At 72.9% G+C, this 25,968-nt stretch carries 21 protein-coding genes and 2 pseudogenes; 13 read left to right on the forward strand and 10 right to left on the reverse strand.

Annotated elements, in window-relative coordinates:
- From ABZV31_RS19840 to ABZV31_RS19850, 3 genes and pseudogenes are all read right to left on the reverse strand, one after another.
- Positions 1-1,111: pseudogene (locus ABZV31_RS19840) on the reverse strand (aminoglycoside phosphotransferase family protein); the annotation flags it as partial.
- A gap of 388 nt (positions 1,112-1,499) precedes the next feature.
- Positions 1,500-1,910: a DUF2267 domain-containing protein gene (locus tag ABZV31_RS19845; RefSeq protein WP_355895339.1), complete on the reverse strand. Its 411-nt coding sequence runs from the start codon at positions 1,908-1,910 to the stop codon at positions 1,500-1,502.
- A 107-nt stretch (positions 1,911-2,017) separates the two neighbouring features.
- Positions 2,018-2,518 carry a metallophosphoesterase gene (locus ABZV31_RS19850; protein ID WP_355895341.1) on the reverse strand — a complete coding sequence of 167 codons (501 nt, stop codon included), beginning with the start codon at positions 2,516-2,518 and terminating at the stop codon, positions 2,018-2,020.
- Positions 2,519-2,614: 96 nt separating this feature from the next.
- Between ABZV31_RS19850 and ABZV31_RS19855 the strand changes: the two genes are divergently transcribed.
- From ABZV31_RS19855 to ABZV31_RS19865, 3 genes are read left to right on the forward strand one after another with little or no spacing between them, the layout of a single operon-like run.
- Entirely contained in the window at positions 2,615-3,076 is a 462-nt protein-coding gene (locus ABZV31_RS19855) for a MarR family transcriptional regulator (protein ID WP_355895344.1), read from the forward strand.
- The gene (locus ABZV31_RS19860) at positions 3,076-4,479 is read left to right on the forward strand and encodes an MFS transporter (protein ID WP_355895436.1); all 1,404 of its coding nucleotides are present in this window, start codon (positions 3,076-3,078) and stop codon (positions 4,477-4,479) included. The genes ABZV31_RS19855 and ABZV31_RS19860 overlap by 1 nt, the downstream gene beginning before the upstream one ends.
- A gap of 5 nt (positions 4,480-4,484) precedes the next feature.
- Complete coding sequence (locus ABZV31_RS19865) at positions 4,485-5,069, forward strand: hydrolase (RefSeq protein ID WP_355895346.1); 585 nt, start codon at positions 4,485-4,487, stop codon at positions 5,067-5,069.
- A 19-nt stretch (positions 5,070-5,088) separates the two neighbouring features.
- Here ABZV31_RS19865 and rfbB read toward each other — a convergent pair whose 3' ends face one another.
- Complete coding sequence (rfbB, locus tag ABZV31_RS19870; protein WP_355895349.1) at positions 5,089-6,066, reverse strand: dTDP-glucose 4,6-dehydratase; 978 nt, start codon at positions 6,064-6,066, stop codon at positions 5,089-5,091.
- A 72-nt stretch (positions 6,067-6,138) separates the two neighbouring features.
- Entirely contained in the window at positions 6,139-6,315 is a 177-nt protein-coding gene (locus ABZV31_RS19875; RefSeq protein WP_355895352.1) for a hypothetical protein, read from the reverse strand.
- A gap of 159 nt (positions 6,316-6,474) precedes the next feature.
- Here ABZV31_RS19875 and ABZV31_RS19880 point away from each other — a divergent pair, with 159 nt between their 5' ends.
- Entirely contained in the window at positions 6,475-7,689 is a 1,215-nt protein-coding gene (locus tag ABZV31_RS19880; protein ID WP_355895354.1) for an MFS transporter, read from the forward strand.
- A 287-nt stretch (positions 7,690-7,976) separates the two neighbouring features.
- On the opposite strand, the gene ABZV31_RS19885 is transcribed toward ABZV31_RS19880, so the two are convergent.
- Both ABZV31_RS19885 and ABZV31_RS19890 read right to left on the reverse strand, forming a co-directional pair.
- Complete coding sequence (locus ABZV31_RS19885) at positions 7,977-8,267, reverse strand: hypothetical protein (protein WP_355895356.1); 291 nt, start codon at positions 8,265-8,267, stop codon at positions 7,977-7,979.
- Between the two features lie 136 nt (positions 8,268-8,403).
- Positions 8,404-10,863, reverse strand: coding sequence for a SpoIIE family protein phosphatase (locus ABZV31_RS19890; RefSeq protein WP_355895358.1), 2,460 nt, complete (start codon positions 10,861-10,863; stop codon positions 8,404-8,406).
- 186 nt (positions 10,864-11,049) lie between these two features.
- Here ABZV31_RS19890 and ABZV31_RS19895 point away from each other — a divergent pair.
- Together ABZV31_RS19895 and ABZV31_RS19900 are read left to right on the forward strand one after the other, a co-directional pair.
- Positions 11,050-12,180: pseudogene (locus ABZV31_RS19895) on the forward strand (lantipeptide synthetase); the annotation flags it as partial.
- Positions 12,181-12,441: 261 nt separating this feature from the next.
- Positions 12,442-14,592, forward strand: coding sequence for a SpoIIE family protein phosphatase (locus ABZV31_RS19900; protein WP_355895439.1), 2,151 nt, complete (start codon positions 12,442-12,444; stop codon positions 14,590-14,592).
- A 178-nt stretch (positions 14,593-14,770) separates the two neighbouring features.
- Here ABZV31_RS19900 and ABZV31_RS19905 read toward each other — a convergent pair whose 3' ends face one another.
- Positions 14,771-16,177, reverse strand: coding sequence for a S1 family peptidase (locus ABZV31_RS19905; protein WP_355895360.1), 1,407 nt, complete (start codon positions 16,175-16,177; stop codon positions 14,771-14,773).
- Between the two features lie 184 nt (positions 16,178-16,361).
- Here ABZV31_RS19905 and ABZV31_RS19910 point away from each other — a divergent pair, with 184 nt between their 5' ends.
- The 5 genes from ABZV31_RS19910 to ABZV31_RS19930 all read left to right on the forward strand — a co-directional run bounded on the left by ABZV31_RS19910 (position 16,362) and on the right by ABZV31_RS19930 (position 23,420).
- Positions 16,362-16,775 (forward strand): PaaI family thioesterase, encoded by a 414-nt coding sequence (locus tag ABZV31_RS19910; protein WP_355895362.1) that lies wholly within the window; start codon positions 16,362-16,364, stop codon positions 16,773-16,775.
- Positions 16,776-17,226: 451 nt separating this feature from the next.
- The gene (locus tag ABZV31_RS19915) at positions 17,227-17,442 is read left to right on the forward strand and encodes a type A2 lantipeptide (protein ID WP_355895364.1); all 216 of its coding nucleotides are present in this window, start codon (positions 17,227-17,229) and stop codon (positions 17,440-17,442) included.
- 116 nt (positions 17,443-17,558) lie between these two features.
- The gene (locus ABZV31_RS19920; RefSeq protein WP_355895366.1) at positions 17,559-18,365 is read left to right on the forward strand and encodes an HlyD family efflux transporter periplasmic adaptor subunit; all 807 of its coding nucleotides are present in this window, start codon (positions 17,559-17,561) and stop codon (positions 18,363-18,365) included.
- On the forward strand, positions 18,362-20,584 hold the full coding sequence (locus tag ABZV31_RS19925; RefSeq protein ID WP_355895368.1) for an NHLP family bacteriocin export ABC transporter peptidase/permease/ATPase subunit: 2,223 nt from the start codon (positions 18,362-18,364) through the stop codon (positions 20,582-20,584). Before ABZV31_RS19920 ends, ABZV31_RS19925 begins: the two co-directional genes overlap by 4 nt.
- 1 nt (position 20,585) lies before the next feature.
- Entirely contained in the window at positions 20,586-23,420 is a 2,835-nt protein-coding gene (locus ABZV31_RS19930; protein ID WP_355895371.1) for an NHLP bacteriocin export ABC transporter permease/ATPase subunit, read from the forward strand.
- A 4-nt stretch (positions 23,421-23,424) separates the two neighbouring features.
- Here ABZV31_RS19930 and ABZV31_RS19935 read toward each other — a convergent pair whose 3' ends face one another.
- Together ABZV31_RS19935 and ABZV31_RS19940 are read right to left on the reverse strand one after the other, a co-directional pair.
- Positions 23,425-23,952: an SRPBCC family protein gene (locus ABZV31_RS19935; protein ID WP_355895373.1), complete on the reverse strand. Its 528-nt coding sequence runs from the start codon at positions 23,950-23,952 to the stop codon at positions 23,425-23,427.
- A gap of 5 nt (positions 23,953-23,957) precedes the next feature.
- On the reverse strand, positions 23,958-24,308 hold the full coding sequence (locus ABZV31_RS19940) for a metalloregulator ArsR/SmtB family transcription factor (RefSeq protein WP_355895375.1): 351 nt from the start codon (positions 24,306-24,308) through the stop codon (positions 23,958-23,960).
- Positions 24,309-24,597: 289 nt separating this feature from the next.
- Between ABZV31_RS19940 and ABZV31_RS19945 the strand changes: the two genes are divergently transcribed.
- Both ABZV31_RS19945 and ABZV31_RS19950 read left to right on the forward strand, forming a co-directional pair.
- On the forward strand, positions 24,598-25,605 hold the full coding sequence (locus tag ABZV31_RS19945; protein ID WP_355895377.1) for a Ppx/GppA family phosphatase: 1,008 nt from the start codon (positions 24,598-24,600) through the stop codon (positions 25,603-25,605).
- 19 nt (positions 25,606-25,624) lie between these two features.
- Positions 25,625-25,804 (forward strand): hypothetical protein, encoded by a 180-nt coding sequence (locus tag ABZV31_RS19950; protein WP_355895380.1) that lies wholly within the window; start codon positions 25,625-25,627, stop codon positions 25,802-25,804.
- Positions 25,805-25,968 lie beyond the last annotated feature (164 nt).

Below are 25,968 nucleotides of genomic sequence, written 5' to 3' on the forward strand. Positions count from 1 at the left end.
GGTCCCGGCTTCTCAGGCAGCCTCGCGCCGGTAATCGGCGATGATCTGCTCCAGGTGGTGCAGGGCCGCCGTCACCCGCGCCGGGTCCTGGGAAGAACGGGTCGTCCGGCACCGGGAGCGAGCCCGCGAGGGCCCAGCCGCGGCCTCGTGCCCAGGTCGCGTCGTCGGCGCCCACCGCCTCCCGGAAGACGTCCCGCGCCTGGTCGGGCAGGAACTTCCAGGCCGGCAGCAGGTCCACCGCCGGGTCGGCCACGGCCAGCGTGCCGAAGTCGATGACGGCGCTGAGCCGGCCGTTCACGGCGAGCAGGTTGCCGGTCGCGAGGTCGCCGTGGATCCACACCGGCGGCCGGTCCCACGCCGGCGCCGCGAGGGCCGCCTCTCACACCTCGGTCACCGCGTCGGTGTCGGTCAGGCCCGTCTTCTTCAACGCCTCGATCTTGCGCCTGACCCGCGCCTCGGCGGCCAACGAGTCCCGCTGGTCGCCCATCGGCACACCGCGGAACGCGTTGCTCTGCTCGGGGCCGGGTCCGCCGGTGGGGTCGGTGCGCTGCAGGGCGGTGACGAATCCGGCGAGGTCGAGGGCGGTCCGCGCGGGGTCGGTCAGGCCTTCCGTCGTCGCCGTCTCCCCCTCCAGCCACCGGTACACGGACCAGGGGAACGGGTAGCCCTCGCCGGGCTCGCCCCGCGCGACGGGCTCGGAGATCCGCAGCGGCAGCTGCGGGGCGAGCCGCGGGAGCCAGCGATGCTCGCGCTCCACCTGACCGGCCCAGTGGACGTAGCGGGGCAGGCGTACGGACAGCTCCTCGCCGAGCCGGAAGGTGGCGTTGTCCATGCCGGACTGCGGGACCGGGGTGAGCAGAAGGTGCGCCCACTGCGGAAACCGGGCGGCGAGCAGACGGCGGACGAGCGGGGCGTCGATCAGCACGGCGCTCATCCCACCGGGGAGGGCCCGCACGTGTCCACCGATATTCGCCGGATCCGCCGGTTCCGCCGGTTCCGCCGGTTCCGAATTTGCCGGATGTTTGCCGGATGTTTGTGGATTGGGTGGTATGGGGGCGCCGGGGGCGGGTAGGCGACCACGAATGAGGCGTGCATCGCCTCTGCAGCACATGTGCGGCACATCCCAGCGGGAAGGAGGTCCGTGACAGCGCACACTCGCAGCGCCCGGGCCGCTTCCACGCGGGGAGCGGCCCGAGCCAGCCGAAAACGAGAAAGGGACGAGTGATCCCGGGGCGGCCCAGGCCGGGCCGCCCTCTCCCACGCTCGCTTCCAGTCACCGCGCTCGCTTCCGGCCGGGCAGCAGGCGCCGGGCAGCAGGACCAGGACGAGGACCACGGCGGCCGTGCAGAGGCCGGCCGAGCCGAGCGCGACGGCGTGGAATCCCCGGACGAGGCGCGCCGCGTGGCGCTCACCGCGCGTCGGACGGGCATTACCGGTGTGTCAGCCATGGGTCCACGAGTTCACCGGGGTCCGACAGTCCCCCGGACGTCGGTGGGCGCTCAGGTCGGCCCGTCGCTGCCCGCGAACAGGACGCGTTCGAGCTCGCGGTCGAGTGAAGGGCGGATGTCGGTGGCGAAGGCGCCGTGGGCGGCCTCGTTGGCGACCTCCACCACGCACCGCGCCTCGTGGATCGCCTTCGGGTACTTCGCGCCGGCCCGTTCGGCGACGCGGGAGAAGAAGTCGCGCTGGCTCATGTGTTCGCCGACCGGCGGCTTGTCGGGCGCGTGCGCCACCCGGCGCAGATGCTCACCGATCTCGTGCGGGAGCTGCGCCGCGGCCTTCTCGGCGACGGTGGACGGCACCCGTTCCCCGAGCGTCTCCAGGCTGGCTCTGGTGACCCGTTCGGCGGCGCCGCGGCTGCCCAGCCGGGCCCGGGCCTGCACCTGGCCGATGAATGCGTCGTGCTGCATGACTCGTACCCACCTTGTGGTGTCGTCGGCTTCGATGGCGACGGCGTCGACGGCAGCGCCGTCGAGCGTCCCGGGTGCCCGGGGGCGGGTGCGCCGAAACGGGACCTCTAGCGGGGCGGCAGTCGGTGCAGCTCCACGTCCGTGAGGCGGCCGTCGGCCACGGTGGCCGTCATGTAGGTGCAGTGCGGCTGGCGGCGGCGGTCGGTCGGGGAGCCCGGGTTGAGCAGGCGCAGGCCGGAGGGGGCGGTGGTGTCCCACGGGATGTGGCTGTGACCGAAGACCAGCACGTCGAGGTCGGGGAAGCGGGCGGCGCAGCGGGCCTCGCGGCCCTGGGCGGGGCCGGTCTCGTGGACGGTGCCGAAGCGCAGTCCGCCCAACTCGGCGTAGGCGACCTCGGGGAGGCGGGCGCGCAGCTCGGGGCCGTCGTTGTTGCCGTACACGCCGATCAGCCGGCTGCTGCGGCTCTCCAGCAGGTCGAGGCTGGCGACGTCGACCCAGTCCCCGGCATGGAACACGACGTCGGCGTGCGGCAGTTCGGCGAGCAGCTGCGCGGGCAGTTCCTTGGCGCGCTTGGAGAGGTGGGTGTCGGACATCAGCAGCAGGCGCACCACGTCAGCGTACTGCGCACCACCGCCGGGAGATCTTCAGCCCAAACTGTTCAGTTCCAACTGGACAGTTTCGGCTGACGGTTCTACGGTGGTGTCATGGATCAGAAGCCCACCGAGGTGCCCGCGGGCATCTCCGCCTCCGCCGCCCGCGCAGCGCGCGATCTGCGGGTGGTGTTCAGCCGGCTGCGGCGCCGGATCCGGGAGGTCGCGCAGGACGAGGACCTCACCCCGTCCCAGGTGTCGGCGCTCACCCTGGTCGGCAAGCACGGAGCCGCCACGGCCAGCGCCCTGGCGTCCGCCGAGGGCGTCCGTCCGCAGTCGATGGCCGCCACGCTCGCCGCCCTCGAACAGCACGGCCTGATCCGGCGCAGTCCCGATCCCGACGACGGCCGACGGCAACTCGTCACCCTCACCGAGGGCGGCCGCGAGCGCATCGAGGGCAACCGGCAGGTCCGCGAGGAGTGGCTGACCCGGGCCCTGGAGGACCGCTACACCGAGGACGAACGGCACACGCTCATCGAGGCGTTGGCCCTGCTGGAACGGCTGTCGCAGGCGTGATACCGAGGCTCACCCGCACCGGGCGGGGCGATCGGAGGACGGCGCGCCCCGCCCCGGCCGGGTTCGACCGCCGGTTGATCGCCCCCATGGTCCTGGGGTCGGTCCTCAACCCGGTCAACTCCTCGATGATCGCCGTGGCGCTGGTTCCCATCGGCGCCGCCTTCGGCGCACCCCCGGCGCAGACGGTCTGGCTGGTGTCCGCGCTCTATCTGGCCACCGCCGTGGGCCAGCCCGTCATCGGGCGGCTCGTGGACATGTACGGCCCCCGTCGGCTCTACCTCATCGGTACGGCGCTGGTCGGGGTCGCCGGCGTGCTCGGTGCGCTGGCGCCGTCGCTGGGCGCGCTGATCGCCGCGCGGGTGCTGCTGGGGTTCGGGACCTCGGCCGCGTACCCGGCGGCGATGCAGCTCACCCGGCGCGAGGCCGAGCGCACCGGGCAGGACAGCCCGGCGGGCGTGCTGACCGCGCTCGCCGTCGCCAACCAGACGGTGGCCGTGGTCGGCCCGGCGCTCGGCGGGCTGCTGATCGGCGTCGGCGGCTGGCGTGCCGTCTTCACGGTCAACGTGCCGCTGTCCGCGGCCTGTCTGGTCCTCGGCGCCTTGCGGCTGCCGCGGGCGAAAAGCGCGGCAGGCCCGCGGCGCGACGTCGACCTGCCCGGCATGGCCCTGTTCGCCGCCACGCTCGTGTCGCTGATGCTGTTCCTGATAGGGCCGCGGCTGAGCCACTGGTACCTGCCGCTGCTCGCCGCCATCGCGGCCGGCGCCTTCGCCGTGCGGGAGCTGAGGTCGGCGGAGCCGTTCGTCGATCTGCGCGTGCTCGGCGGCAACGTGCCTCTGCTGGCCACGTATGTGCGCCAACTGCTCGGCTACACCACCTCGTACGCCTTCCTGTACGGCTACACGCAATGGCTGGAGGAGGGTCGCGGGCTCAGCGCGTCCACCGCCGGACTCGTGCTGTTGCCGCTGTCGGTCAGCGCGCTCACCGTCTCCAGCCTCACCGGGCGCCGCGAGGCGGTGCGGGCCAAGCTGCTCGTCGGCGGCGCCGTGCAGATCGCCGCCTGCGCCGCCCTGCTGCTGGTCGGCTCCGGCAGCCCCGTCCGGGTGCTGCTCGCCGCCGGGTTCGTGATGGGCGTCCCGCAGGGGCTGAGCGGCCTGGCCAACCAGAACGCGCTCTACCGGCAGGCCGACCCCGCGCGGATCGCCTCGGCCGCCGGGCTGCTGCGCACTTTCATGTACCTCGGCGCGCTGGGCGCCTCCGCCGCCACCGCGGCGTTCTTCCCGCACCGCGCCGACACGGCCGGGCTGCACGGCCTGGCCCTGTTCATGCTCGCCGGATCGGCGCTGCTCCTGGCAAGCACCCTTCCCGACCGTTCCCTTCGCACCCTGACCCCCCGAAAGGCCTGATGACCATGGCACTCACCGACCTCGACCCGCGCACCGCCCTCGTGGTGATCGACCTCCAGGCCGGCATCGCCACCGTGCCCACGGCGCCCCACTCCGGTGCCGAGGTGGTCTCCCGCACGGTCGAACTCGCCGACGCCTTCCGCGCCAAGGGCCTGCCCGTCGTCCTGGTCCGGGTCTCCTTCGCCGCCGACGGCGGGGACGTCGTGCCCGGCCGCACCGAGGCGCCGCGTCCCGGCGGCTACCGCCCCGAGGGCTGGGACGTGATCGTTCCCGAACTGGCCGGGCACCCCGGCGACATCATTGTCACCAAGCACAACTGGGGCGCCTTCCACGGCACCGACCTCGACGTGCAGCTGCGCCGCCGCGGGGTGACGCAGATCGTACTGACCGGCATCGCCACCAGCATCGGCGTGGAGTCCACCGCACGCGCCGCGTACGAGCACGGCTACCACGTCACCCTGGCCACCGACGCCATGGCCGACCTCGACCCGGAGGCCCACCGCAACAGCCTGGAGCGGATCTTCCCGCGCCTGGGCGAGAGGGGCACCACGGCCGAGATCCTCCAGCTCCTGGCCAAGACCCACGGCTGACGAGGGGCGTCCGGGCCGGTCACCCGGACAGCCCGGCGCGCCGCTTCAACGGCTCCCACCAGGCCCGGTTGTCCCGGTACCAGGCGACGGTCTCGGCGAGGCCGGTGGTGAAGTCGCGGCGCGGCCGGTAGCCCAGTTCGTCGCGGGCCTTGCTCCAGTCGACGCTGTAGCGCAGGTCGTGGCCCTTGCGGTCCTCGACGTACTCGACCCGGTCCCAGCCGGCCCCGCAGGCCTGAAGGAGCAGGCCGGTGAGGTTTCTGTTGCTCAGTTCGGTGCCGCCGCCGATGTTGTACACCTCGCCGGGCCGGCCCTTGGTGCGCACGAGGTCGACGCCGTGGCAGTGGTCCTCGACGTGCAGCCAGTCACGGACGTTGCGCCCGTCCCCGTACAGCGGGACCTTCTTCCCGTCGAGGAGGTTGGTGACGAACAGGGGGATGATTTTCTCGGGGAACTGGCGCGGCCCGTAGTTGTTGGAGCAGCGGGTGATCCGGACGTCCAGGCCGTGGGTGCGGTGGTGGGCGAGGGCGAGCAGGTCGGAGGAGGCCTTGGAGGCGGAGTAAGGGGAACTGGGCCTGAGCGGGTGGTCCTCCCGCCACGCGCCGGACTCGATGGAGCCGTACACCTCGTCGGTGGAGATGTGCACGAACGGGCCGACCCCGTGGCGCAGGGCCGCGTCCAGCAGCGTCTGGGTGCCCAGCACGTTGGTGCGGACGAAGTCGGCCGCGCCGGTGAGGGAGCGGTCCACGTGGGACTCCGCCGCGAAGTGCACCACCTGGTCCGCCTCGGCCATCAGCTTGTCCACCAGGCCGGCGTCGCAGATGTCGCCATGGACAAACGTGAGCCGGGGGTGGCCGAGTTCGAGATTGTCGAGGCTGCCGGCGTAGGTGAGCCTGTCCAGCACGGTGACGTGCGGCGCGTCGGGCGCGCTGGAGGCGAGCAGGGTGCGGACGTAGGTGGAACCGATGAACCCGGCGGCGCCGGTGACGAGGAGGTTCATGAACGGATGTTCTCCCCGACAGGGATGAAGGGGCCGAGGTGGGGGTCACCGACCAGGTCCGCCTGAGGCGGGTCAGTCCTCGCCGCGGACGATGTTCCATTCCGGACCCGTGTGCTCCGCGGAGGGACCGCTGCGGTCCTCGACCGCCGGGACGCAGGTGCGCACGCTCTTCCCCCGCTGCCGACGGGCCTCGGCCCAGCCGGTCTCGTGCGGGTGGACGGCGGACTTCTCACTTGTGTGCGCGGTCACGACGCCTCATCTTCCTTCTGCGTCCGGTCGTGCTGGGTGACCGGCTCGAACTGCCTGTGCGTGACGATCGAGTCCCCGGCGACGGCCAGGGCAAACCTCGCACCACGGTCACGCCGTTCCCGTACCGCACACCGCCCACCGTGGTCGACACTGTCGGGCATGGAGCCGGTGTCGGCGCAGGGGACCGAAGAGGCGCCGCGGACCGGGATGGGGCCGTGGCGGTTCGTGGTGTGGTTCGGCACGGTCAGCCTGCTCGCGGACTTCGTCTACGAGGGAGCCCGTTCCGTCACCGGACCGCTGCTGTCGTCGCTGGGCGCCTCGGCCCTGGTGGTCGGGGTGGTCACGGGCGCGGGTGAGGCCGCCGCGCTGGGCCTGCGGCTGGTGTCCGGGCCGCTGGCCGACCGGACCCGGCGCTTTTGGGGACTGACGATCGCCGGGTACGCGCTGACGGTGGCGTCCGTGCCACTGCTCGGTGTCGTCGGGGTGCTGTGGGTCGCGTGCACGCTGGTGGTCGCCGAGCGGGTGGGGAAGGCGGTGCGTTCGCCGGCCAAGGACACGCTGCTGTCGCACGCCACCGCCGCGACCGGACGCGGCCGCGGCTTCGCCGTGCACGAGGCCATGGACCAGGTCGGGGCGCTGGTCGGCCCGCTGACCGTGGCGGGAGTGCTGGCGCTGACCGGGGACGCCTACGGACCGGCGCTCGGGGTGCTCGCCGCACCCGGTGTCGCCGTACTGGTGCTGCTGTGGTGGCTGCGGGCGCGGGTGCCCGACCCGCGCCGGTACGAGGACGAGCCGGCCGCGCGCACGGCCGCCGCCGCACCGGGCGGAATCCGGCTGCCGGTGGCGTTCTGGACGTACGCGGCGTTCACCGCGGCCACCACGGCGGGGTTCGCCACGTTCGGCGTGCTCTCCTACCACCTGGTGACCCGGCAGCTGCTCGCGCCGGCGTGGGTGCCGGTCCTGTACGCGGCCGCCATGGCCGTGGACGCGCTGGCCGCCCTCGCGACCGGCTGGCTGTACGACCGGCACGGCCCGCAGGTGCTGGTGGTGCTGCCGCTGCTCGCCGCGGCCGTTCCGGCGCTCGCCTTCACGGACACGGTGGCGGTCGCCGTGGCCGGGTCGCTGGTGTGGGGCGCGGCGACGGGCGTACAGGAGTCGACGCTGCGCGCCACGGTCGCCGACCTTGTGCCGTCCGGGCGGCGAGCCACCGCCTACGGCGTGTTCGCCGGGGTGGTGGGCGGGGCGAGCCTGGCGGGCGGGGCGCTGACCGGCGCACTGTACGGGGTGTCGATCCCGGCGCTGATCACCGTGGTGGCGGCGGTGCAGGGGCTGGCGCTGGTACTGCTGGCGGTCACCCGCACGCGCCGCACCTGATCCGCCCGGACCCCTGACGGCCGGCGGGGCATCCAGGGCGCCCCGGGTCCGGGCGGCGCCCCAAGGACCGTACCGGGGCCGAAGTGGCCGACGCCGCCGGGCCGGTCGACAGACGGAGTCCGCCGACATGCGCACCCCGCGCAGCGGTGCGTACCGGCCGGCGTGGACGACCTCGCGCATCTCCGGTGGAAGAACAGCGTCAGCCACACGCCGGTCAGCACCAGCACGAGCAGCCCGCTCCCCGCTCCCCGGTCCGCGGGCCGCCGGCCGCGGCCTCGCGGACGGGCTCACGGACCCTCCGGCCCGCTGCCGCCGCCCTCCTGAATCGCCCGCTCGACGTCCGCCTCGACATCGGCCCGCGACCTGCCCTCGTCGCTCGCGTACTCGTTCAGCGCGGCCTGCAGATCGCGGGCCAGGTCGCGCCAGGCCCGCCACGCCGTCTCGTACGTCTCGGTCTGCGCCCCGGTCCACCGCTCATGTGCCGGCGCCCCCAGGGCCTCCCGCATCTGAACGACCCTGGCGTGCGCTTCGTTCGCCGCGCGCTGCTTCGCCACGAGCTCTTCGAAGGTGTGTGCCACAAGCAAGGACCCTAAGCGCGACAGCGGCCAGGAGCCGTCCCGACCTGCCGTCATCGCCGCGCAGCGCACCCGTGTGGCGGGGGGACGTCACCCGCCACACGGGGCGCGGGCACGTCACCGGCTCGGCGCCGGTGCCTCACTGCCCCAGCACGAGTTCGGCCCACACCTGCTTGCCGCCGCTGACCGGGAGCGCCCCCCACGCCGAGGACATGGCCTCGACCAGGAGGATTCCCCGGCCGCCGGTGGCCTCCCAGCCGATGCTCGTCGGCTTGACCGGGGTGCGGGGCGAGGTGTCGGCGACGGCGACACGCAGCCGGTGGTTGACGAGGGTGAGGTCGAGGCGAACCTGGCCGCCGGTGTGCACGAGGGCGTTGGTGACCAGTTCGGAGACGACGAGGAGCACGGCGTCGGTCTCCTCGGTCACGCCCCAGGCGCGCAGGGTGCGACGGGTGAAGCGGCGGCCGTGCCGGACCGCCTCGGGCACCCGCCACACCGTCCAGCTCTCCCGCAGCGGGCGCACGGCCATGCCGTCGTAGCGCATCAGGAGCAGGGCGATGTCGTCGCTGCGGCCGGCGCCGTCGAGCAGGGCGTCGGCGACCAGCCCGAGGTGCGCGGGGTCGGCGGCGGCCAGGCCGTGGGCGAGCCGGTCCATGCCGACGTCGATGTCGGTGTCGGCGGACTCCACCAGGCCGTCGGTGGTCAGGGCGAGCACGGTGCCGCGCTGGAGCCGGAGCGGGGTCATCGGGAAGTCGGCCTGCGTCACCACACCGAGCGGCGGCCCGCCCTCCGCCTCCACGACCTCGATGCTGCCGTCCGGGTGGCGCAGGACCGGGGGCAGGTGTCCCGCGCGGACGCACCAGGCGGAGCCCACCTCCATGTCGACCTCGACGTAGGCGCAGGTGGCGAACAGGTCCGTCTCCATCTCCAGCAGGAGCCGGTTGGCGTGCGAGACCACCACGTCCGGCGGGTGTCCCTCGGCGGCGTAGGCGCGCAGCGCGGTGCGCATCTGGCCCATCAGCGTCGCGGCGCCCGCGCTGTGGCCCTGCACGTCGCCGATGACGAGGGCGACGTGGTTGTCGGGCAGCGGGATCACGTCGTACCAGTCGCCGCCGACCTCCAGGCCGGCCGTGGCGGGCAGGTAGCGGGCGACGGCCTCCGCGCCGGGCAGCTTCGGCAGCCGGCGGGGCAGCAGGGTGCGCTGGAGCATGCCGACGAGTTCGTGCTCGGCGTCGAAGGCGTGGGCGCGCATCAGGGCCTGCCCGGCCAGGCCCGCCGAGGCGGTGAGCAGGGCGCGCTCGTCGGGACCGAAGTCGTGCGGGCTGTCCCAGCCGATCAGGCAGGCGCCGACCATGCGGCCGCCGGCGGGCAGCGGCAGCACGGCAAGGCCGCCGGGTCCGACCTCGGCGAGGGCAGGCTCCAGGGCGGTTCCGGCGGGCCAGACGTGGGCACGGCCCTCGCGCAGGGCGGCGGCGAGGGTGGGCATGGCCCGCACGGGCGCGTCGGGCCACTCGGTGCGCCACTCCAGCCGCCACAGCTCGGGCCAGGCCTCCGGTTCGGGCGGGTCGAGGACGGTGACGACGAGCCGGTCGCCCTCCAGCTCGGCCAGCGCGATCCGGTCGGCCTGCAGCGGCTTGCGCAGGGCGGCGACCACGGCCTGGCTGACGTCCCGGACGGTGCCCGCGGTCGCCAGGGCGGAGGCGAGGCGCTGGACCCGCGCGACGTCGGTGACGCCGGCGCGGAGCGTGGAGGCGTCGGTGACGGTGCCGGCCAGGCGGGCCGGTCGGCCCTCGCCGCCGGACAGCAGCCGGCCACGCAGCCGCAGCCACTTCGGCGGGCCGTCGGGCTGAAGGATGCGGAACTCCAGCTCGCGCTCGCCGATGGACATCTGATCGGCCTCGACCACGGACATCAACGACGGCAGGTCCTCCGGGACGGTCAGCGAGAGCAGGGTCTCGACCTTGCCGTCCAAGTCGGCGCGGCCGATCCCGAACAGGGCGAGGACGTCGTCGCCGACCTCGATCCGCCCGGTGTCCATGGCGAGGCTGAACGCGTTGGCCGGCAGCTCCTCGCCCTGGGCGGTCTCGGCGGGGGCGGGGCAGACGACGGCCTCGGCGATCAGTTCGAGGCACTCGCGGTCCTCGGTGTCGAAGCCGCCGGGGGTCTCGGTGACGGCGAGCAGACACCCGCCGTCCTCCTCGCCCAGCGGCAGCGCGGCCAGGAACATGAAGACGTCCCCGGCCGGCATCCGCCGGGAGTCGGCGCACCCGGCGAGCTCCTCGGGCCCGAGCCACACGGCGTGCCCGGTGCGGCGGGCGTCGGCCGCCGGGGACCGTCCCGCCAGAGAATAGGTGTCGCGCAGCCCGTACAGCGTCCTCGGCACCCCGACGGACTCGGACAGGCACAGCTGGTCGCCCTGCTCGCCGCCGGGCGTGTAGACGGCGGCGAACGCGGCGCCGGCGAAGACGAGCGCCTGTTCGAGGACGCGCCGAAGCCGATCCTGGGAGGACGGATCGGCGGTGATCGTTTTGAGGGCAAGTTCGGCCCGCAGAGTTCTCGTTCTGCGTGCCGTAGCGCCCTCACTGACCACGTTGGCCATTACAGCGCTTATCAGCTGCCTGCGCAGCCCCTGTGACGGTCCTGGAACTCCGGGGCGGCCGGAGCTCGAAACCCGTCGAACATGTCTTGACACATGCGTTCCGCACGGTGATCTCGTGACAGGCGTGACTGTCGGCGGCCTCCGCCCGGCTGGCAGGCTCGGTGCCGACCACGGAGGGGGACGGACATGGACCAGCGCTACGAGGTCGCGCCCGCCGACCGGCACTTCTACGACACGCCCGACCGGCTGTTGGGCGGCGGAGGGGACGCCGCGCCCTGTACGAGACGGCCCGGCGAGTGGTGCCCGAGGGGTGGGAGGCGGCGCGCATCGGCGACTGGCTGACGCTGATGCCGCTCGGCCCGGCGGCCGGCGCCCGGCCCGGCGCAGGGCTGGAAGATCCACTCCTCGGCCACCCGTGTGAACGCCGAGCGGATCGCCGCGATCGTCTGGGACTACTGCGTACCGCGCCGGATCCCGTTCAAGTTCGTCCCCGGACCGCATCTGCTGCACTTACGGAACACGAAGTACGCCGCCCGCGACACCAGCGGCAAGTTCGTCACGATCTACCCGGCCGGCGAGGAGCAGTTGCATGAGGTCCGGCGCGAACTGGGCGCGCTGCTGGAGGGCTTAGAGGGGCCGTACATCCTGACCGACCTGCGCTGGGGCGACGGTCCGCTCTACGTCCGCTACGGCGCCTTCGCCCGCGCCTTCGTCGTCGACGAGCGCGGCTCGCTCGTGCCGGCGGTGCGCGACGGCGAGGGACGGCTGGTGCCGGACCGGCGGGCGCCCTCCTTCCAGGTCCCGAGCGGGTGGCACTGCCGTCCTTCCTTCAACCGCATCTGGCGGCGCGCAACACCACGACGGTCGGCGAGCTGCCGTACCGCATCGAGGAGGCGCTGCGCTTCTCAACGGCGGCGGCGTGTACGCGGGCACCGACATCCGTGACGGGCGCCGGGTGGTCCTGAAGGAAGGGCGGCCGCACGCGGGGCTGGCCGCCGACGGAGCGGACGCCGTCGCCCGGCTTCAGTGGGAGAAGCAGGCCCTGAGCGGGTCGCCGGGACCGGGATCGCGCCCGAAGTGCGGGACGGGTTCACGCTGGGCGACCACCGCTTCCTGGTCATGGACTTCCTCGAGGGGCGCCCGCTCAACTCCTTCTTCGCCGAGCGCCACCCGCTGCTCACCCCGGACCCGGATCCGGACGCCGTCGCCGCCTGCACGGCGTGGGCGCTGCGCATCCACCGGGCGGTGGAGCGGGCCGTCGAGAAAGTGCACGCGCGCGGGATCGTCATCAACGACCTGCACGTGTTCAACATCATGGACCCGACCGTCCTCGGGCGCGAAGAACCGGCCAACAGGGTGCACGGGGGGCGCACGCGCGGCGCACGCACCCCGCTGCGCGCTTCGAGTGTGGGGGCATGGTCCGCGGCCGACGGGGTATGCGAGAGCTCTTCACCGCCGCGGGTCTGCCTGTGCCCCGGCCCGGAGCCGACCCGCCCGGCGCCGCACCCGCTCGCCGTGCGCGCCGGGCCGCCAGGAGGGAGCCTGATCCCTGGGACCGTCGCGCGGCCGCGCGAGGAGGTGGTCGGCGTGTCCGACGGGCAGACGTCGGGGCAGGCTCCGACGGCCGCCGGCAGGGCGGTCGACCGCCCGCTGCTGTCCCTGGCGCTGGCCACGATGATGGACGAGATCCACGCCCACTCCGGTGCGGTGTACCTGCTGGCCCCCGACCAGCCGGTGCTGGAGATGGCGGTGATGGCGGGGATGCCCCGGGCCTTCGCGGCGCCCTGGGAGCGGGTGGGGCTGAGCGCGCCGATCCCGGTCGCCGAGGCGGTGCGCGAGCGGCGGCTGGTCTGGGTCGGCGGCGAAGAGGAGATGGCACGCCTCTATCCGAGGATCGCCCTGGTCCTTCGCTACCCCTTCGCGCTCGCCGCTCTGCCCGTGGCGACGGCGACCGACGCGTACGGCGCGGTGTTCGTGACCTGGCCCGGGTCGCACCCGCCGGTGTTGTCGGACTGGGAGCGGGAGCACCTGACCTCGGCCTGCGACCGGCTCGCGGTGCGGCTGGAGCGTGCCGCCGCGGAGAGCCGCCCGGTCCTCCCCGAGCCCGACCTGCTGGCCACGCCGCCCGTCGGCGGGGTGGCCGGCACGCTCGGCTCGGTCGAGGCGGCGCGCATGGTGGCGCGGCTGCCGTACGGGCTCGCCTCGCTCGCTCTGCACGGCCGGGTCTCCTTCGTCAACGCGGCGGCCGCCGACCTGCTCGGCCTGCCCACCGGCGAACTGCTCGGCATCCGGCTGTGGGCGTCGGTGCCGTGGCTGAACGACCCGATGTACGAGGACCGTTACCGGGCCGCGCTCATCAGCCAGCACGTCACCTCCTTCGTGGCGCTGCGCCCGCCCGGCGACTGGCTGTCCTTCCGTATGTATCCGAACACCACCGGACTGAGCGTCCGCATCAGCCGGGCCCGGGCGGTGGCGGACATGGCCCGGGTCCGGCCCGAGCCCGGTGAGGGACCGTCCAGCCTGATGACGATCTCGCAGGTGCTGAGCCTGGCCGGTGCGCTGACCGAGGCGGTCGGCGTGCAGGACGTGGTGCAGTTGGTCGCGGACGAGATCGTCCCGGCCGTCGGCAGCCGGGCGCTGGTGATCCTGGGCTCGCGGTCCGGGCGGCTGCACGTGTTGGGGCACCGTGGCTATCCGGATCCGCACGTCGTCGAGCGGCTCCACGCGGTGCCGCTGACCGCGCAGACGCCGGGCACGCGCGTCCTGAGCACCGGTGTGCCCGCCTTCTTCGACTCCCAGCAGCAGCTGGAGCGGCTGTATCCCGTCCGGCACGCGGCCGACGGCTTCGCGGCCTGGGCCTATCTGCCGCTCATCGCGTCCGGGCGCCCGGTGGGCACCTGTGTACTCGCCTACGCCGAGCCGCATCCGTTCCCCGCGGCCGAGCGGGCCGTCCTGACCAGCCTCGGCGGGCTGATCGCGCAGGCCTTGGAGCGTGCCCAGCTGTACGACGCCAAGCACCGGCTGGCGCACGGTCTGCAGCAGGCGCTGCTGCCGCACTCGCTGCCGCGGCTGCGGGGCATCGACGCGGCCGCCCGCTACCTGCCGGCCACCCAAGGGATGGACATCGGCGGCGACTTCTACGACCTGGTGCCCACCGAGCCGACGGCGGCCGCCGTGATCGGGGACGTGCAGGGGCACAACGTGACCGCGGCCGGGCTGATGGGGCAGATCCGCACCGCCGTCCGCGCGTACACCACCGTGGGCCAGGCGCCGCAGGAGGTCATGCGCAGCACCAACCGCCTGCTGATCGACCTCGGGGTCGAGCTGTTCGCCAGCTGCCTGTACCTGCGGCTCGATCCGGCGCGCGGGGTGGCCGTGATGTCCCGCGCGGGGCATCCGCCGCCGCTGCTGAGACGGCCGGACGGGCGGGTGCGCGTGCTCGACCTGGCCGGGGGCCCGCTGCTGGGCATCGACGCGTCGGCCACGTATCCGACGACGCAGGTCGACCTCGCCCCCGGCTCGGTGCTCGTCCTCTACACCGACGGGCTCATCGAGTCGCCCGGCGTCGACATCGAGGATGCGCTCGCCGAGTTGGGGCAGCAGCTCATCGAGGCCGGGGATGTACCCCTGGGCGAGCTGGCCGATTGCCTCGTGCGGCACAGCGCGGCGGCGGGGGAGCGGATCGACGACGTGGCGGTGCTGCTGCTGCGGGCGCGGGGGGACGGCTGAGAGACAGCGGACGGCTGAGGACAACAGAGCGGTCCGGCCCTCCCGCCGGAGGGCCGGACCGCTCCACTGCCCGGCCGGAACCGCGGGTGGGGCCGGTCAGTGGCGTGGGGTGAGCCGGTCAGCGGCTCGGGGTGAGCCGCTCACACGGTCTGCACGTTCCGGGTGAGGTGTGAGGCGCTCAGTGGCTCTGGGTGAGCCCGGAGCCGTCGGCCGCCCCGGTGCCGGACTGGTCCCCGGGAGCTCCCGTCCCGGTACCGGACTGGTCGCCGGGAGCTCCCGTCCCGGTGCCGGACTGGTCGCCGGGAGCTCCCGTCCCGGTACCGGACTGGTCCCCGGGGGCTTGTGTCCCGGTGCCGCTCTGGTCGCCCGGAGCCGCCGTCGCGGACTGGTCACCACCTGCCTGCTGGTCACCGCCCGCCTGCTGGCCGCCGGCGCCGTTGCCGCCACCGAGCGTCGCACCGGTCGCCTGCAGCGCGGCGGTGACCGGCTGGAAGAAGGTCTCGCCGCCGGAGGTGCAGTCGCCGCTGCCGCCCGAGGTGAGGCCGACCGCGCTGCCGTCCTGTGTGAACAGGGAACCGCCGCTGTCGCCCGCCTCGGCGCAGACGTCGGTCTGGATCAGACCGTTGACGGTGTCGACGCCGTTGGGGTCGGTTTCGCTCTGGAAGTTGACGGTGGCGTCGAGACCGGTCACCGTGCCGTTGTGCAGACCGGTGGTACTGCCCATCCGGAACACCTGCTCGCCGACGGTGGCGTCCGCGGCCTGGGTGATCTGGACGGTCTGACCGTTGCCGGCGTTCACCTCGCTCGGCGCCTGGGTGGCCGGGTCGTCGTACTTGACGAGGGCGAAGTCGTTGCCGGGGAAGGTGGCCTGATCGACCGTGGCGATGGGCTGGCCGTTCTGGGAGTCGGACCACTGCTTGGCCGCGACGCCGCAGTGCCCGGCGGTCAGGAAGGCGGGGCTGCCGTCGCTGGCGGTGACGTTGAAGCCGAGCGAGCAGCGGACGGTGCCGCCCTGCGCCTGGGAGAAGATGGCGTCGCCGCCCGAGGCGAAGGTCTTGAAGGTGCCGGCGGACTTCTTGAGGGTCGCCATGCCGGAGCCGAGGCTCTGGACGGTCGACTCCAGTCTGTTCCACTTGGCGCCGGTCACCGTGCTGTCGGCGGTGACCAGGACCTTGTTCGTCCGCGGGTCGATGGCCCAGGACGTGCCGGGGATGGTGGCCTTGGTCTTCAGGGTCTGGGCGGCGGACTTGAGTTCGGCCGTGCTGTTGTCCACCTGGCGGACAGCCGCGCCCGCCTTCTTGGCCTGGACGACCACGTTGTTGTTGGCGCCGCCCACCACGTTGACGACGAGCTGCTGCTTGGCGCTGTCGTAGTACGAGCCGGCGAAGGAGTCGCCGAGCATGCCGGCGAGCTGCGAGGCGAGGTCCGAGGCGTCCGTCGCCTTGAGGGTCTTGGGGGTGGCGTTGTCCGCCGCGCCGTCCTGGGAGGCGTTGGCGTGCGGGAGCAGCAGGGCAGCCGCTCCGAGCGCCGCCACGCTGCCTGCCGCTATCGCGGCCTTGCGCTTCGGAATTCGCTTGTGACTCAAACTTCTCGACCTCCCGGGGACGGGGTCTGTGCCGCCGTTCGGCAGCTGCTTGGGGACGCCTGGATGGCTGTTGGTACGCACGGGACGAGTGGGGCGTTCAATTCCGTTTGCCAACTCGCCTCGCACCACGCCGAATCGGCCAACTCACGCGTCCGGCCGCGCCGCGCCGGGAACAATCCCCCATATGACGATGACCACCGCCGAAGCCGACAAGATCCTCGCCGACAACTTCGCCCCGTGGATCCTCGAACTGGGTCTGACGGTCCAGGCGTTGGGCCGGGACCGCGCGATCCTGCGACTGCCCTGGTCGGCGCGGCTGGCGCGGGAGGGCGGGGCGCTGTCGGGACAGGTGCTGATGGCCGCCGCCGACACGGCGACCGTGATCGCGGTGTCGGCCGCGCGGGGCGGATACGGGCCGATGACGACGGTGCAGCAGTCGACGTCGTTCCAGCGGGCGGTGACCGGTTCGGATGTCCTGATCGAAGCGGTGCTGACCAAGTTGGGTCGCCGGATGGCGTTCGCCGACATCACTCTGACGGACGAGGCGTCGGGTGAGCTCGCGGCCCGCGCGAGCACGGTGTACGCGCTTTTGGGCTGACACGATCAGCAACCGATCGATGACGATCCGTTGCGAACAGTGAGCGGAATCCCGGCTTCAGCGAATCTGCACATCCAATACCCAACGAAGTCACCGTGCACGGCGGATCTGCACAAGCGCGCGGCACCGGCCACGCCTTTGGCGCGGAGTGCCGGATTCGCCGTCGTGCCCGCAAGAGGTGTGCTGAGCCGATGCCGTGCGGCATGTGAAGAAGTCGCTGGCAAGCCGTGCACACACCTGCACGAATGGAGGCCTTCAGGGCACAAGTGCCCTGGTGGGAAGCCCGATTGATTGGCAGCGGCGCGCCGTACCGTGCTTTGATCCATCGCACCGCGGGATCCCGCAGGGCTCCCGGAGACGGGCGTCCGGCGCCCGCGGTCGCGGCCGTCCATCTGTCCCCAGAAGGGGCCGCTCCCCCCTTGTGAATATCCATACGAAGGGAAGTTCCATCATGAACTCCACCCCCCAGGTTGAGACCGTCGAGATCTCCGACACCGAGCTCGACAACGTCTCCGGCGGTCTGTCCGTGAACGCTCTCGGCACCGCCACCGGCCTGGTGGACGGCATTGCCCCGGTGACCGGCCTGGTCGACACGGCCGTCGGCACCGTCGAGGGTGTGACCGGCCTGAACACCGCCCCGGTCACCAACCTGGTCGCCGGTCTCTGATCGCACCGCGTTGCCGCTGAGTCCCGGAGCCGTATGCCGGTTCCGGGGCTCTCGGATGCCGTAAAAGATCTCTCCCCCAAGTTCGCACGCACGTCCGCACAGGTGAGGGAAATCCCGTGCAGTTCCGCCAACAGGCCCTCGCCAAGCTCCAGTCGCCGGAAGAGCTCGATCTTCCGGTGCGCCTGGCGCGCCCCCAGGGCTGGCTCGTGCTGTCCGTCACTCTGGTCGCCATGGCGGCCGCGTCCGTGTGGGCCGTGACGGGGTCCGTGGCCTCCACGGTCGGCGCGCAGGCCATCCTCACCCACGGGCAGGGCAGTTACCTCCTGCAGAGTCCGGTCGCGGGCCAGGTCACCGCGGTCCTCGCCAAGGAGGGCGAGCGGCTGCCCGCGAACTCGCCGGTCCTGAAGGTCCGTACGAGTCAGGGCGAGCAGGTCGTCCGCACGGTCGCCGCGGGTCGGATCACCGCGCTCGCCGCCACCATCGGGCAGATCATCCAGACCGGGGCCAACGTCGCCGCCGTCGAGAAGGTCGCCCACGCCTCGGACCCCCTGTACGCGACGGTGTACGTCCCCGCCGAGAACGCCGCCGCCATCCCCGCCGACGCCTCCGTCGACCTGACCGTCTCGTCGGTGCCGACCCAGCAGTACGGCGTCCTGCGCGGCCATGTGAAAGCGGTGGACCGCTCCGCCCAGTCGGCCCAGCAGATCGCCGCGTTCCTCGGGGACAGCCAGCTGGGCGAGCAGTTCTCCAAGAAGGGGCGGCCGGTCGCCGTACTCGTACGGCTCGACCGCTCGTCCGCGACGAAGAGCGGCTACCGGTGGTCGTCCGCGGACGGCCCGCCGTACAGGCTCGACTCCATGACCCTGGCCACGGCTTCGATCCGCCTGGCCGACCAGCGTCCCCTCGATTGGCTGCTCCCGTGACCACCGCCCAGGAAACCCGAGGCCGTCGGCGCGCCGCCCCTCCCAAACGCCCGGTCCCCAAGGGGCGGGGCCGGACCGTCCGTACGCCCACCGTGCTCCAGATGGAGGCCGTGGAGTGCGGTGCCGCCTCGCTCGCCATGGTGCTCGGCCACTACGGCCGCCACGTCCCACTGGAGGAGTTGCGCATCGCCTGCGGCGTTTCCCGGGACGGCTCGCGCGCCAGCAACCTGCTGAAGGCGGCCCGCAGTTACGGCCTCACGGCCAAGGGCATGCAGATGGACACCGCCGCCCTCGCCAAGGTGAAGGCGCCGGCCATCCTATTCTGGGAGTTCAACCACTACGTCGTCTACGACGGCATGGGCCGCCGCCTCGGCCGCCGCGGGGTGTACATCAACGACCCCGGCAAGGGCCGCCGTTTCGTCCCGATGGAGGACTTCGACACCAGCTTCACCGGCGTGGTGCTCGTGATGGAGCCCGGCGAGGGCTTCGAGAAGGGCGGCCGCAGGCCCGGGATCCTGGGCGCTTTGCCGGCCCGGCTGCGCGGCACCGCGGGCACGATGCCGGCCGCGGTGCTGGCGAGTCTGCTGCTGGTGGCGGTCGGCGCGGCGGTGCCCGCGCTCAGCCGGACCTACATCGACATGTTCCTGATCGGCGGTCAGACCTCGCTGCTGGGCGTGCTGTTCGCGTCGATGGGCGCGTGCGTGCTGCTCACGGTGGTGCTGACCTGGCTCCAGCAGGCGAACCTGCTGCACGGCCGCATCATCTCCTCCACCCTCGCAAGCGCCCGCTTCCTGCGCCATCTGCTGCGGCTGCCGGTGACGTTCTTCGCCCAGCGCAGCCCGGCCGACCTGGTGCAGCGGCTGCAGTCCAACGACCAGGTGGCCGAGACGCTGGCCCGCGACCTCGCGGCGGCGGGCGTCGACGCGGTCGTGGTGGTGCTGTACGCGGTGCTGCTGTACACCTACGACCCGCAGCTGACGTTCGTCGGGATCGGCGTGGCGCTGCTCAACATCGTCGCGATGCGGATCGTCGTACGGCTGCGTGCGACACGGACGGCGAAGCTGCGCGCCGACACCGCGCGGCTGACCAACACCGCCTACACCGGGCTGCAGTTGATTGAGACGATGAAGGCGACCGGCGGCGAGGACGGCTACTTCCGCAAGTGGGCCGGGCAGCACGCCACCACCCTGGAGGAGCAGCAGCGGCTCGGGGTGCCGAGCGCCTGGCTGGGCGTGGTAGCCCCGACGCTCGCCACCCTCAACGGCGCGCTCATCCTCTGGATCGGCGGCATGCGGGCCATCGAGGGCCACATCTCCGTCGGCCTCCTGGTCGCCTTCCAGGCGCTGGTGACCCGCTTCACCGCGCCGCTGACCCGCCTCAACGGCGTCGCGGGCCGCATCCAGGACTTCGCGGCGGACGTGGCCCGCCTGAAGGACGTGGAGAACTTCCAGGCGGACCCGCTCTACGCCCGCCCCGGCACCGGCGAGTCCACCCGCCGCCTGCACGGCCACGTCGAGCTGGAGAACATCACCTTCGGCTACAGCCCGCTGGACAAGCCGCTGCTGACCGGTTTCGACCTGACCGTCGGCCCGGGGCAGCAGGTGGCCCTGGTCGGCGGCTCCGGCAGCGGCAAGTCCACCGTCTCCCGCCTGATTTCGGGCCTGTACACGCCCTGGGAGGGCGTGATCCGCATCGACGGGCAGCGCCTGGAGGACATCCCGCGCGGCGCGCTCGCGGCCTCGGTGTCGTTCGTCGACCAGGAGGTGTTCCTGTTCGAGGGCACGGTCCGCGACAACGTGGCGCTGTGGGATCCATCGATCCCGGACGACGCGGTGGTGGAGGCGCTCAGGGACGCGGCACTGTACGACGTCGTCATGCGCCGCCCGGGCGGCATCCACAGCAAGGTCGAGCAGGACGGCCGCAACTTCTCCGGAGGCCAGCGCCAACGCCTCGAGATCGCCCGGGCATTGGTACGTCGCCCCAGCATCCTCGTCCTCGACGAGGTGACGAGTGCGCTGGACGCCGAGACCGAGCTGGTGGTGATGGACAACCTGCGGCGGCGCGGCTGCGCCTGCGTGGTGATCGCGCACCGGCTCAGCACCGTGCGCGACAGCGACGAGATCGTCGTCCTGCAGCACGGCACGGTCGTCGAGCGCGGGCGGCACGACGAGCTGGTGGCGCGCGGTGGCGCGTACGCGGCGCTGGTCAGGGAGCGGTGAGATGACGTCCGTCCACGAAGGACACCAGGGATACGACGGCGACCTGGTCCTCGGCGCGCTCGGGTCCCTGGGCACGCCGATCGACTGCGCCGGGTTGAACCGGCTCGACCTTCAGGGCCCGCAGGTGCTGTGGCTGGTCGCGGCCGGCGCCGTGGACCTGTTCGCGGTCGACGCCGCGCAGCAGGGCCACTGGCACCACCTCGGTCGCCTCGAGGCGGGCTCGCTGCTGCTCGGCCCGGTCGCGGGCCCGCAGCACACCCTGGTCGCGCGTCCGCTGAGGGACTGCGTGGTGCACCGCATCGGACTGCGCGAGCTGTACCAGCCGGCGAGCACCCAGACCTGGTCCTACGACGAGTACGGCAACCCCCAGTACGTGCCGCCGACGACCAGCCCCCTAGAGTACGCCCTCGCACTCGGCGTCGGCCGCAGCCTGTCCGTCCTCTTCCAGGCGCCGATGGCCGAGGAACGGGCCGCCGCGCCCACCGACGACGACGTCCTCTGGATGCAGGTGCCGCCGGGCAGCGTCCAGTACGGGGCGCTGTACGGCGCCGAGGCGGCCGCCGACCTGCTGATGGACCCGGCCGTCTGGCAGAGCATGGTCGACCAGCAGTACCGGCTGCTGACGACGCTGGACCGGTGGATCGAGCAGCTGGAGCGTACCCACGAGACCCGGACGGCGGCCGGCATCAAGGCTGGTGAGGCCGTCCGCGCCCAGGCCGACCGCACGCTGCTGGCGTCCATCGGCCGGTCCTCGGCGCGGCGCACCACGGCCGCCGACGCCGACGCCTCGTACGCGGCCTGCAAGCTGGTGGCCCGCGCCGCCGGGATCACGCTCGCCGCACCCGCGCAGAGCGGCACCGAGAGCGACCGTCTGGACCCGGTCGAGCGGGTCGCCCTGGCCTCCCGGGTCCGCACCCGGGCCGTACGGCTGGAGGGCCGCTGGTGGCGGGAGAACATCGGCCCGCTGGTGGGCCACCGGGCGCTGTCGGGGGCGCCGGTTGCGCTGCTGTGGCGGCGCGGCGGATACGTGGCGGTGCACCCGGCCACCGGGCGGGAGACGCCGATCGAGAAGGCCAACGCGGAGGAGTTCGAGCCGCGCGCGGTGATGTTCTACCGCCCGCTGCCCGACCGCCGGCTCGGCCCGCTCGGCCTGCTGCGGTTCAGCCTGCGCGGCACGGGCGGTGATCTGCTGAACCTGCTGATCAGCGGACTGGTGACGGTCGCCATCGGCGCGCTGGTGCCCGTAGCGACCGGCAAGGTGCTGGGCCAGTACGTGCCGAAGGCCCAGCAGGGGCTGATCGTGCAGGTCTGTCTGGCCGTGATGGTCAGCAGCGTGGTGGCGGCCGCCTTCATGCTGCTGGAGAACCTGACCATCCTGCGGCTGGAGGGCCGGATCGAGGCCACGCTCCAACCGGCCGTGTGGGACCGGCTGCTGCGCCTGCCGACGAAGTTCTTCACCGAGCGCTCCACCGGCGAGCTGGCGAGCGCGGCCATGGGCATCAGCGCGATCCGCCGGCTGCTGGCGGGAGTCGGCCCGGTCGTCGCCCAGTCGGTGACCGTGGGCGCCATGAACCTGGTGCTGCTGTTCTGGTACAGCGCCTCCATGGCTGTGGCGGCGATCGGCATGCTGGTCGTGATCGCCGCCGTGTTCCTGGGGCTCGGCCTGTGGCAGGTGCGCTGGCAGCGGCGGCTGGTGGTGCTCTCCAACAAGCTGAACAACCAGGCCTTCCAGACCCTGCGCGGCCTGCCGAAGCTGCGGGTGGCGGCCGCCGAGAACTACGCCTACGCCGCCTGGGCGTCCCAGTTCGCGCGCAGCCGCGAGCTGCAGCAGAAGGTGGGCCGCATCAAGAACCTGACGACGGTGATGGGCGCGGTGTACCTGCCGGTGTGCACCCTGCTGATGTTCATGCTGCTGGCGGGCCCGGCGCGCGGCTCCATGTCGGCGGCCGCGTTCCTCACCTTCAACACCTCGGTGACGATGCTGCTGACGTCCGTCACCCAACTGACCGGCGCCTTCGTCTCGGCGGTGGCCGCGCTGCCGCTGTTCGAGGAGATCAGGCCCGTGCTGGACGCGACGCCCGAGGTGCGCACGGCGAGCACCCGGCCGGGCCCGCTGTCCGGCGCGATCGAGGCCCGCCGCCTGTCGTTCCGGTACACCGACGACGGTCCCCTCGTCCTCGACGACGTGTCGTTCCAGGTGCGGCCGGGCGAGTTCGTGGCGATCGTCGGCCCCAGCGGCTGCGGCAAGTCCACGCTGCTGAGGCTGCTGATCGGCTTCGACAGGCCGCTGTCCGGCAGTGTGCTGTACGACGGGCAGGACCTCGCGGCCCTCGACCAGTCGGCCGTGCGCCGGCAGTGCGGGGTCGTGCTGCAGCACGCCCAGCCGTTCACCGGTTCGATCCTGGACGTCATCCGCGGCACCGAGCCGTGCACGCCCGAAGAGGCGATGGCGGCGGCCGAGATGGCGGGGCTGGCCGAGGACATCAAGCGGATGCCGATGGGCCTGCACACCATCGTCTCGGGCAGCGGGGCGGTCTCGGGCGGCCAGCGGCAGCGGCTGATGATCGCCCAGGCCCTCGTCCGCCGGCCGCGGATCCTCTTCTTCGACGAGGCGACCAGTGCCCTCGACAACGAGACGCAGCGCACGGTGATCGAGAGCACCCGCAAGCTCAACGCCACGCGCATCGTCATCGCGCACCGCCTGTCGACGGTGCTGGACGCCGACCGCGTCATCGTGATGGAGGACGGCAGGATCGCCCAGCAGGGGCCGCCCGCCGAACTGCTGGCGGACACCGGCGGACGGCTGCACGAACTGGTGCGGCGGCAGCTGGCCTGAGCCGTCAGTCCAGGCCCGGGACGGGAGCGCCGGAGGGCACCCCGGCGGCGACGTACCCGTCGTAGAACTCCTTCCAGGGCGCGCCGGCCCGGGCATGCGGCCCCTCGACGTGCTCGCCGCGTGCCTTCGCGTCCAGAGCGGCCAGGCATACCTCCCAGCCGGCGCCGTTGCGCGCGGCGGTGTTCTCGGCGCCGAGGACGTTGGTGAGGGTGAATCGGGTGCGCTTGTCGTCGAGTTCCTCGAGGTCGAAGTGCAGCTCGTCGCCGCCCCACTCGAAGGACAGGTGCCGGGGCGCGTCGACGGCGATGACCCGGCCGGTCGACTCAGGCATGTTCGGGTCGCCGCTGAAGGTGATCGTGCCGCCGGGCCTGAGCTCGATCTCCGCGCGTGAGGGGAACCACTTGGCGAGTTCTCCGGGGTCGGTCACGAAGTGCCAGACGCGCTCGACGGGGTGGTCGTAGGTACGGCTGAAGCAGACGGCGGGGCGGCCGTCGTCCAGTGTCTGGAACGTGCCGGTGAGGTCGGCGGTCATGGGGATCAGTCCTTCGGGGCTTGCGCAGAGGGTTCCTCGGTGTCGTCCGACGTCTCGTCGAGGCGCCCTCCCAGCGCGTCGAGGCTCTCGTTCCACAGCTTGCGGTAGGGGGCCAGCCAGGCGTCGAGCTCGGCGATCGGCGCCGGATCGAGGGCGTAGACCCGGCGCTGCGCGTCCTGCCGTACGCGCACCAGGCCGGCGTCGCGGAGCACCCGCAGGTGCTTCGACGTGCTCGGCTGGCTCAGACCGCACGCCTCCACGATCTCCCCGACGGACCGCGGCCGCTCGAGGAGCAGCGCGACGATGGCCCGCCGGCGGGGATCGGCGAGGGCAGCCCAGAGCGAGGCATCGGACATGAGGCAAATATGCCTCGTCGGCTATATGCCCGTCAAGGAATACGAGCAGCGCCGCGCGACCGTCACAGGGCTGCACGCGACCGTCACAGGGCTGCACGCGACCGCCGGCGAAAGGTTGCCGTAACGGCATCGGCCTCGGCTCGCACTGGTGAATGCCGCAGCAGGACGCGAACGCGGCGCCGGTCGTCCGCATGTGAGCGCGTCCGGCGTACACATCCGAGCCGGCGGCGGCCGCGGCTCACGCCCGGGCGCGGCGTATGAAGCCGCGGGGCTGGGTACCCACCGACCCATGCGAATCAGCGTGGTGGATGTGGGATCGAACGCGGTCCGACTGGTTGTGGCGGACGCGGAGGGCGGGGTGCCGCTGCCGGTCCACACCGCCAAGTGGCGCCTCAGACTGTCGGAACAGGTCAGGCCCGGGGAGGACATCCCGGAGGAGGCGGTGGAGCGGCTGGTCGACGCGGTCGGCGAGGCGAGCAGAACCGCGACCCGGTGGGGTGCGGCCGGTGCGCCGGCCTTCGCCACCGCAGTGGTGCGGGGCGCACCGAACCGGCTGGAGGTGCTGCGCACCGTCCGGGCGCGGACCGGGGTCGCGCTGTGCACGCTGCCGGGCGAGGTCGAGGCCGAGCTCACGTTTCTCGGCGCGCGGCGCTGGATGGGCTGGCGGTCGGGGCCGCTCGCGCTGCTCGACATCGGCGGCGGTTCGCTCGAAGTGGCCTTCGGCCGCGGCCGGTTACCGGACTTCGTGGCCTCGCTGCCGCTCGGCGCGGGGCGGCTGACCCACGAGTTCTTCGAGGGCGAGGATCCGCCGTCCCCGGACCAGCTGAAGGCGCTGCGCCGCAAGGTCCGGCACCAACTGCGGGACGTGGCCGCACGGATCCGCTGGGAGGGGCCGCGCACCGCGGTGGTGACCTCGCGCACCTTCCAGCAGCTGGGGCGGCTGTGCGGGGCCGCGCCCGGACGCCACGGGCCGTTCGTGGAACGGCAGTTGCACCGCACAAATCTGCGCGAGGCGATCAACCGGCTGGCCGCCCTGCCCGCCGCCGAGCGCGCCGAGCTGCCCGGCGTCTCCGCGCCGCGCGCCGCGCAGAGCCTGGCCGGCGCGGTGGTCGGGCACACGGCGATGAAGCTGACCGGCCTGAAGACCGTCACCATCTGCCCCTGGGCGATTCGCGAAGGGGTCCTGCTGCGGCACATCGAGGACGGGGCAGCCTGGTGGGCGAAGGTTTCCCGCCTCAGCGAGGAGGCCGCGCCGCGTGAACCCGTGCCGCTGTGCATCGCGACCGCGACGATCTGAACGAAGAGAGGAGACTGCGGTGTCCGACGACGACAAGCAGCACCACGACCGTCCCGAGACGGCGTTCGAAGAAGTCCTGCGCGAGATCGAGAACGCCGAGAAACGCGTCGACGACTCCCAGGAACGCCCCCACCGGGGCGAGACCGCGGAGGCCGTCACCCCGAACACCCGCGCCCAGGAGGAATCCCGGGGCGACTGAGCCGGGGATGGCCGCGACCGGGCAGCCGAGCCGGGGACGGCCGGGACCGGGCAGCCGAGCCGGGGACGGCCGGGACCGGGCAGCCGAGCCGGGGACGGCCGCGACCGGGCCCCCGAGCCGAGGACGCGGGCCCCCGCGACTGGCCCGGCCGCCCTGCTGTCCGG

The sequence above is a fragment of the Streptomyces sp. NPDC005202 genome, from assembly GCF_040608235.1.
Taxonomy (GTDB): Bacteria; Actinomycetota; Actinomycetes; order Streptomycetales; family Streptomycetaceae; genus Streptomyces.

Bases quoted from the DNA above. Each gene is read 5' to 3' on its own strand.
- ABZV31_RS19910 (WP_355895362.1), top strand. From the start codon at position 16,362: ATGACGATGACCACCGCCGAAGCCGACAAGATCCTCGCCGACAACTTC.
- ABZV31_RS19890 (WP_355895358.1), bottom strand. From the start codon at position 10,863: ATGGCCAACGTGGTCAGTGAGGGCGCTACGGCACGCAGAACGAGAACT.
- ABZV31_RS19945 (WP_355895377.1), top strand. From the start codon at position 24,598: ATGCGAATCAGCGTGGTGGATGTGGGATCGAACGCGGTCCGACTGGTT.
- ABZV31_RS19865 (WP_355895346.1), top strand. From the start codon at position 4,485: ATGGCACTCACCGACCTCGACCCGCGCACCGCCCTCGTGGTGATCGAC.
- rfbB (WP_355895349.1), bottom strand. From the start codon at position 6,066: ATGAACCTCCTCGTCACCGGCGCCGCCGGGTTCATCGGTTCCACCTAC.
- ABZV31_RS19855 (WP_355895344.1), top strand. From the start codon at position 2,615: ATGGATCAGAAGCCCACCGAGGTGCCCGCGGGCATCTCCGCCTCCGCC.
- ABZV31_RS19940 (WP_355895375.1), bottom strand. From the start codon at position 24,308: ATGTCCGATGCCTCGCTCTGGGCTGCCCTCGCCGATCCCCGCCGGCGG.
- ABZV31_RS19935 (WP_355895373.1), bottom strand. From the start codon at position 23,952: ATGACCGCCGACCTCACCGGCACGTTCCAGACACTGGACGACGGCCGC.
- ABZV31_RS19930 (WP_355895371.1), top strand. From the start codon at position 20,586: ATGACGTCCGTCCACGAAGGACACCAGGGATACGACGGCGACCTGGTC.
- ABZV31_RS19880 (WP_355895354.1), top strand. From the start codon at position 6,475: ATGGAGCCGGTGTCGGCGCAGGGGACCGAAGAGGCGCCGCGGACCGGG.
- ABZV31_RS19915 (WP_355895364.1), top strand. From the start codon at position 17,227: ATGAACTCCACCCCCCAGGTTGAGACCGTCGAGATCTCCGACACCGAG.
- ABZV31_RS19845 (WP_355895339.1), bottom strand. From the start codon at position 1,910: ATGCAGCACGACGCATTCATCGGCCAGGTGCAGGCCCGGGCCCGGCTG.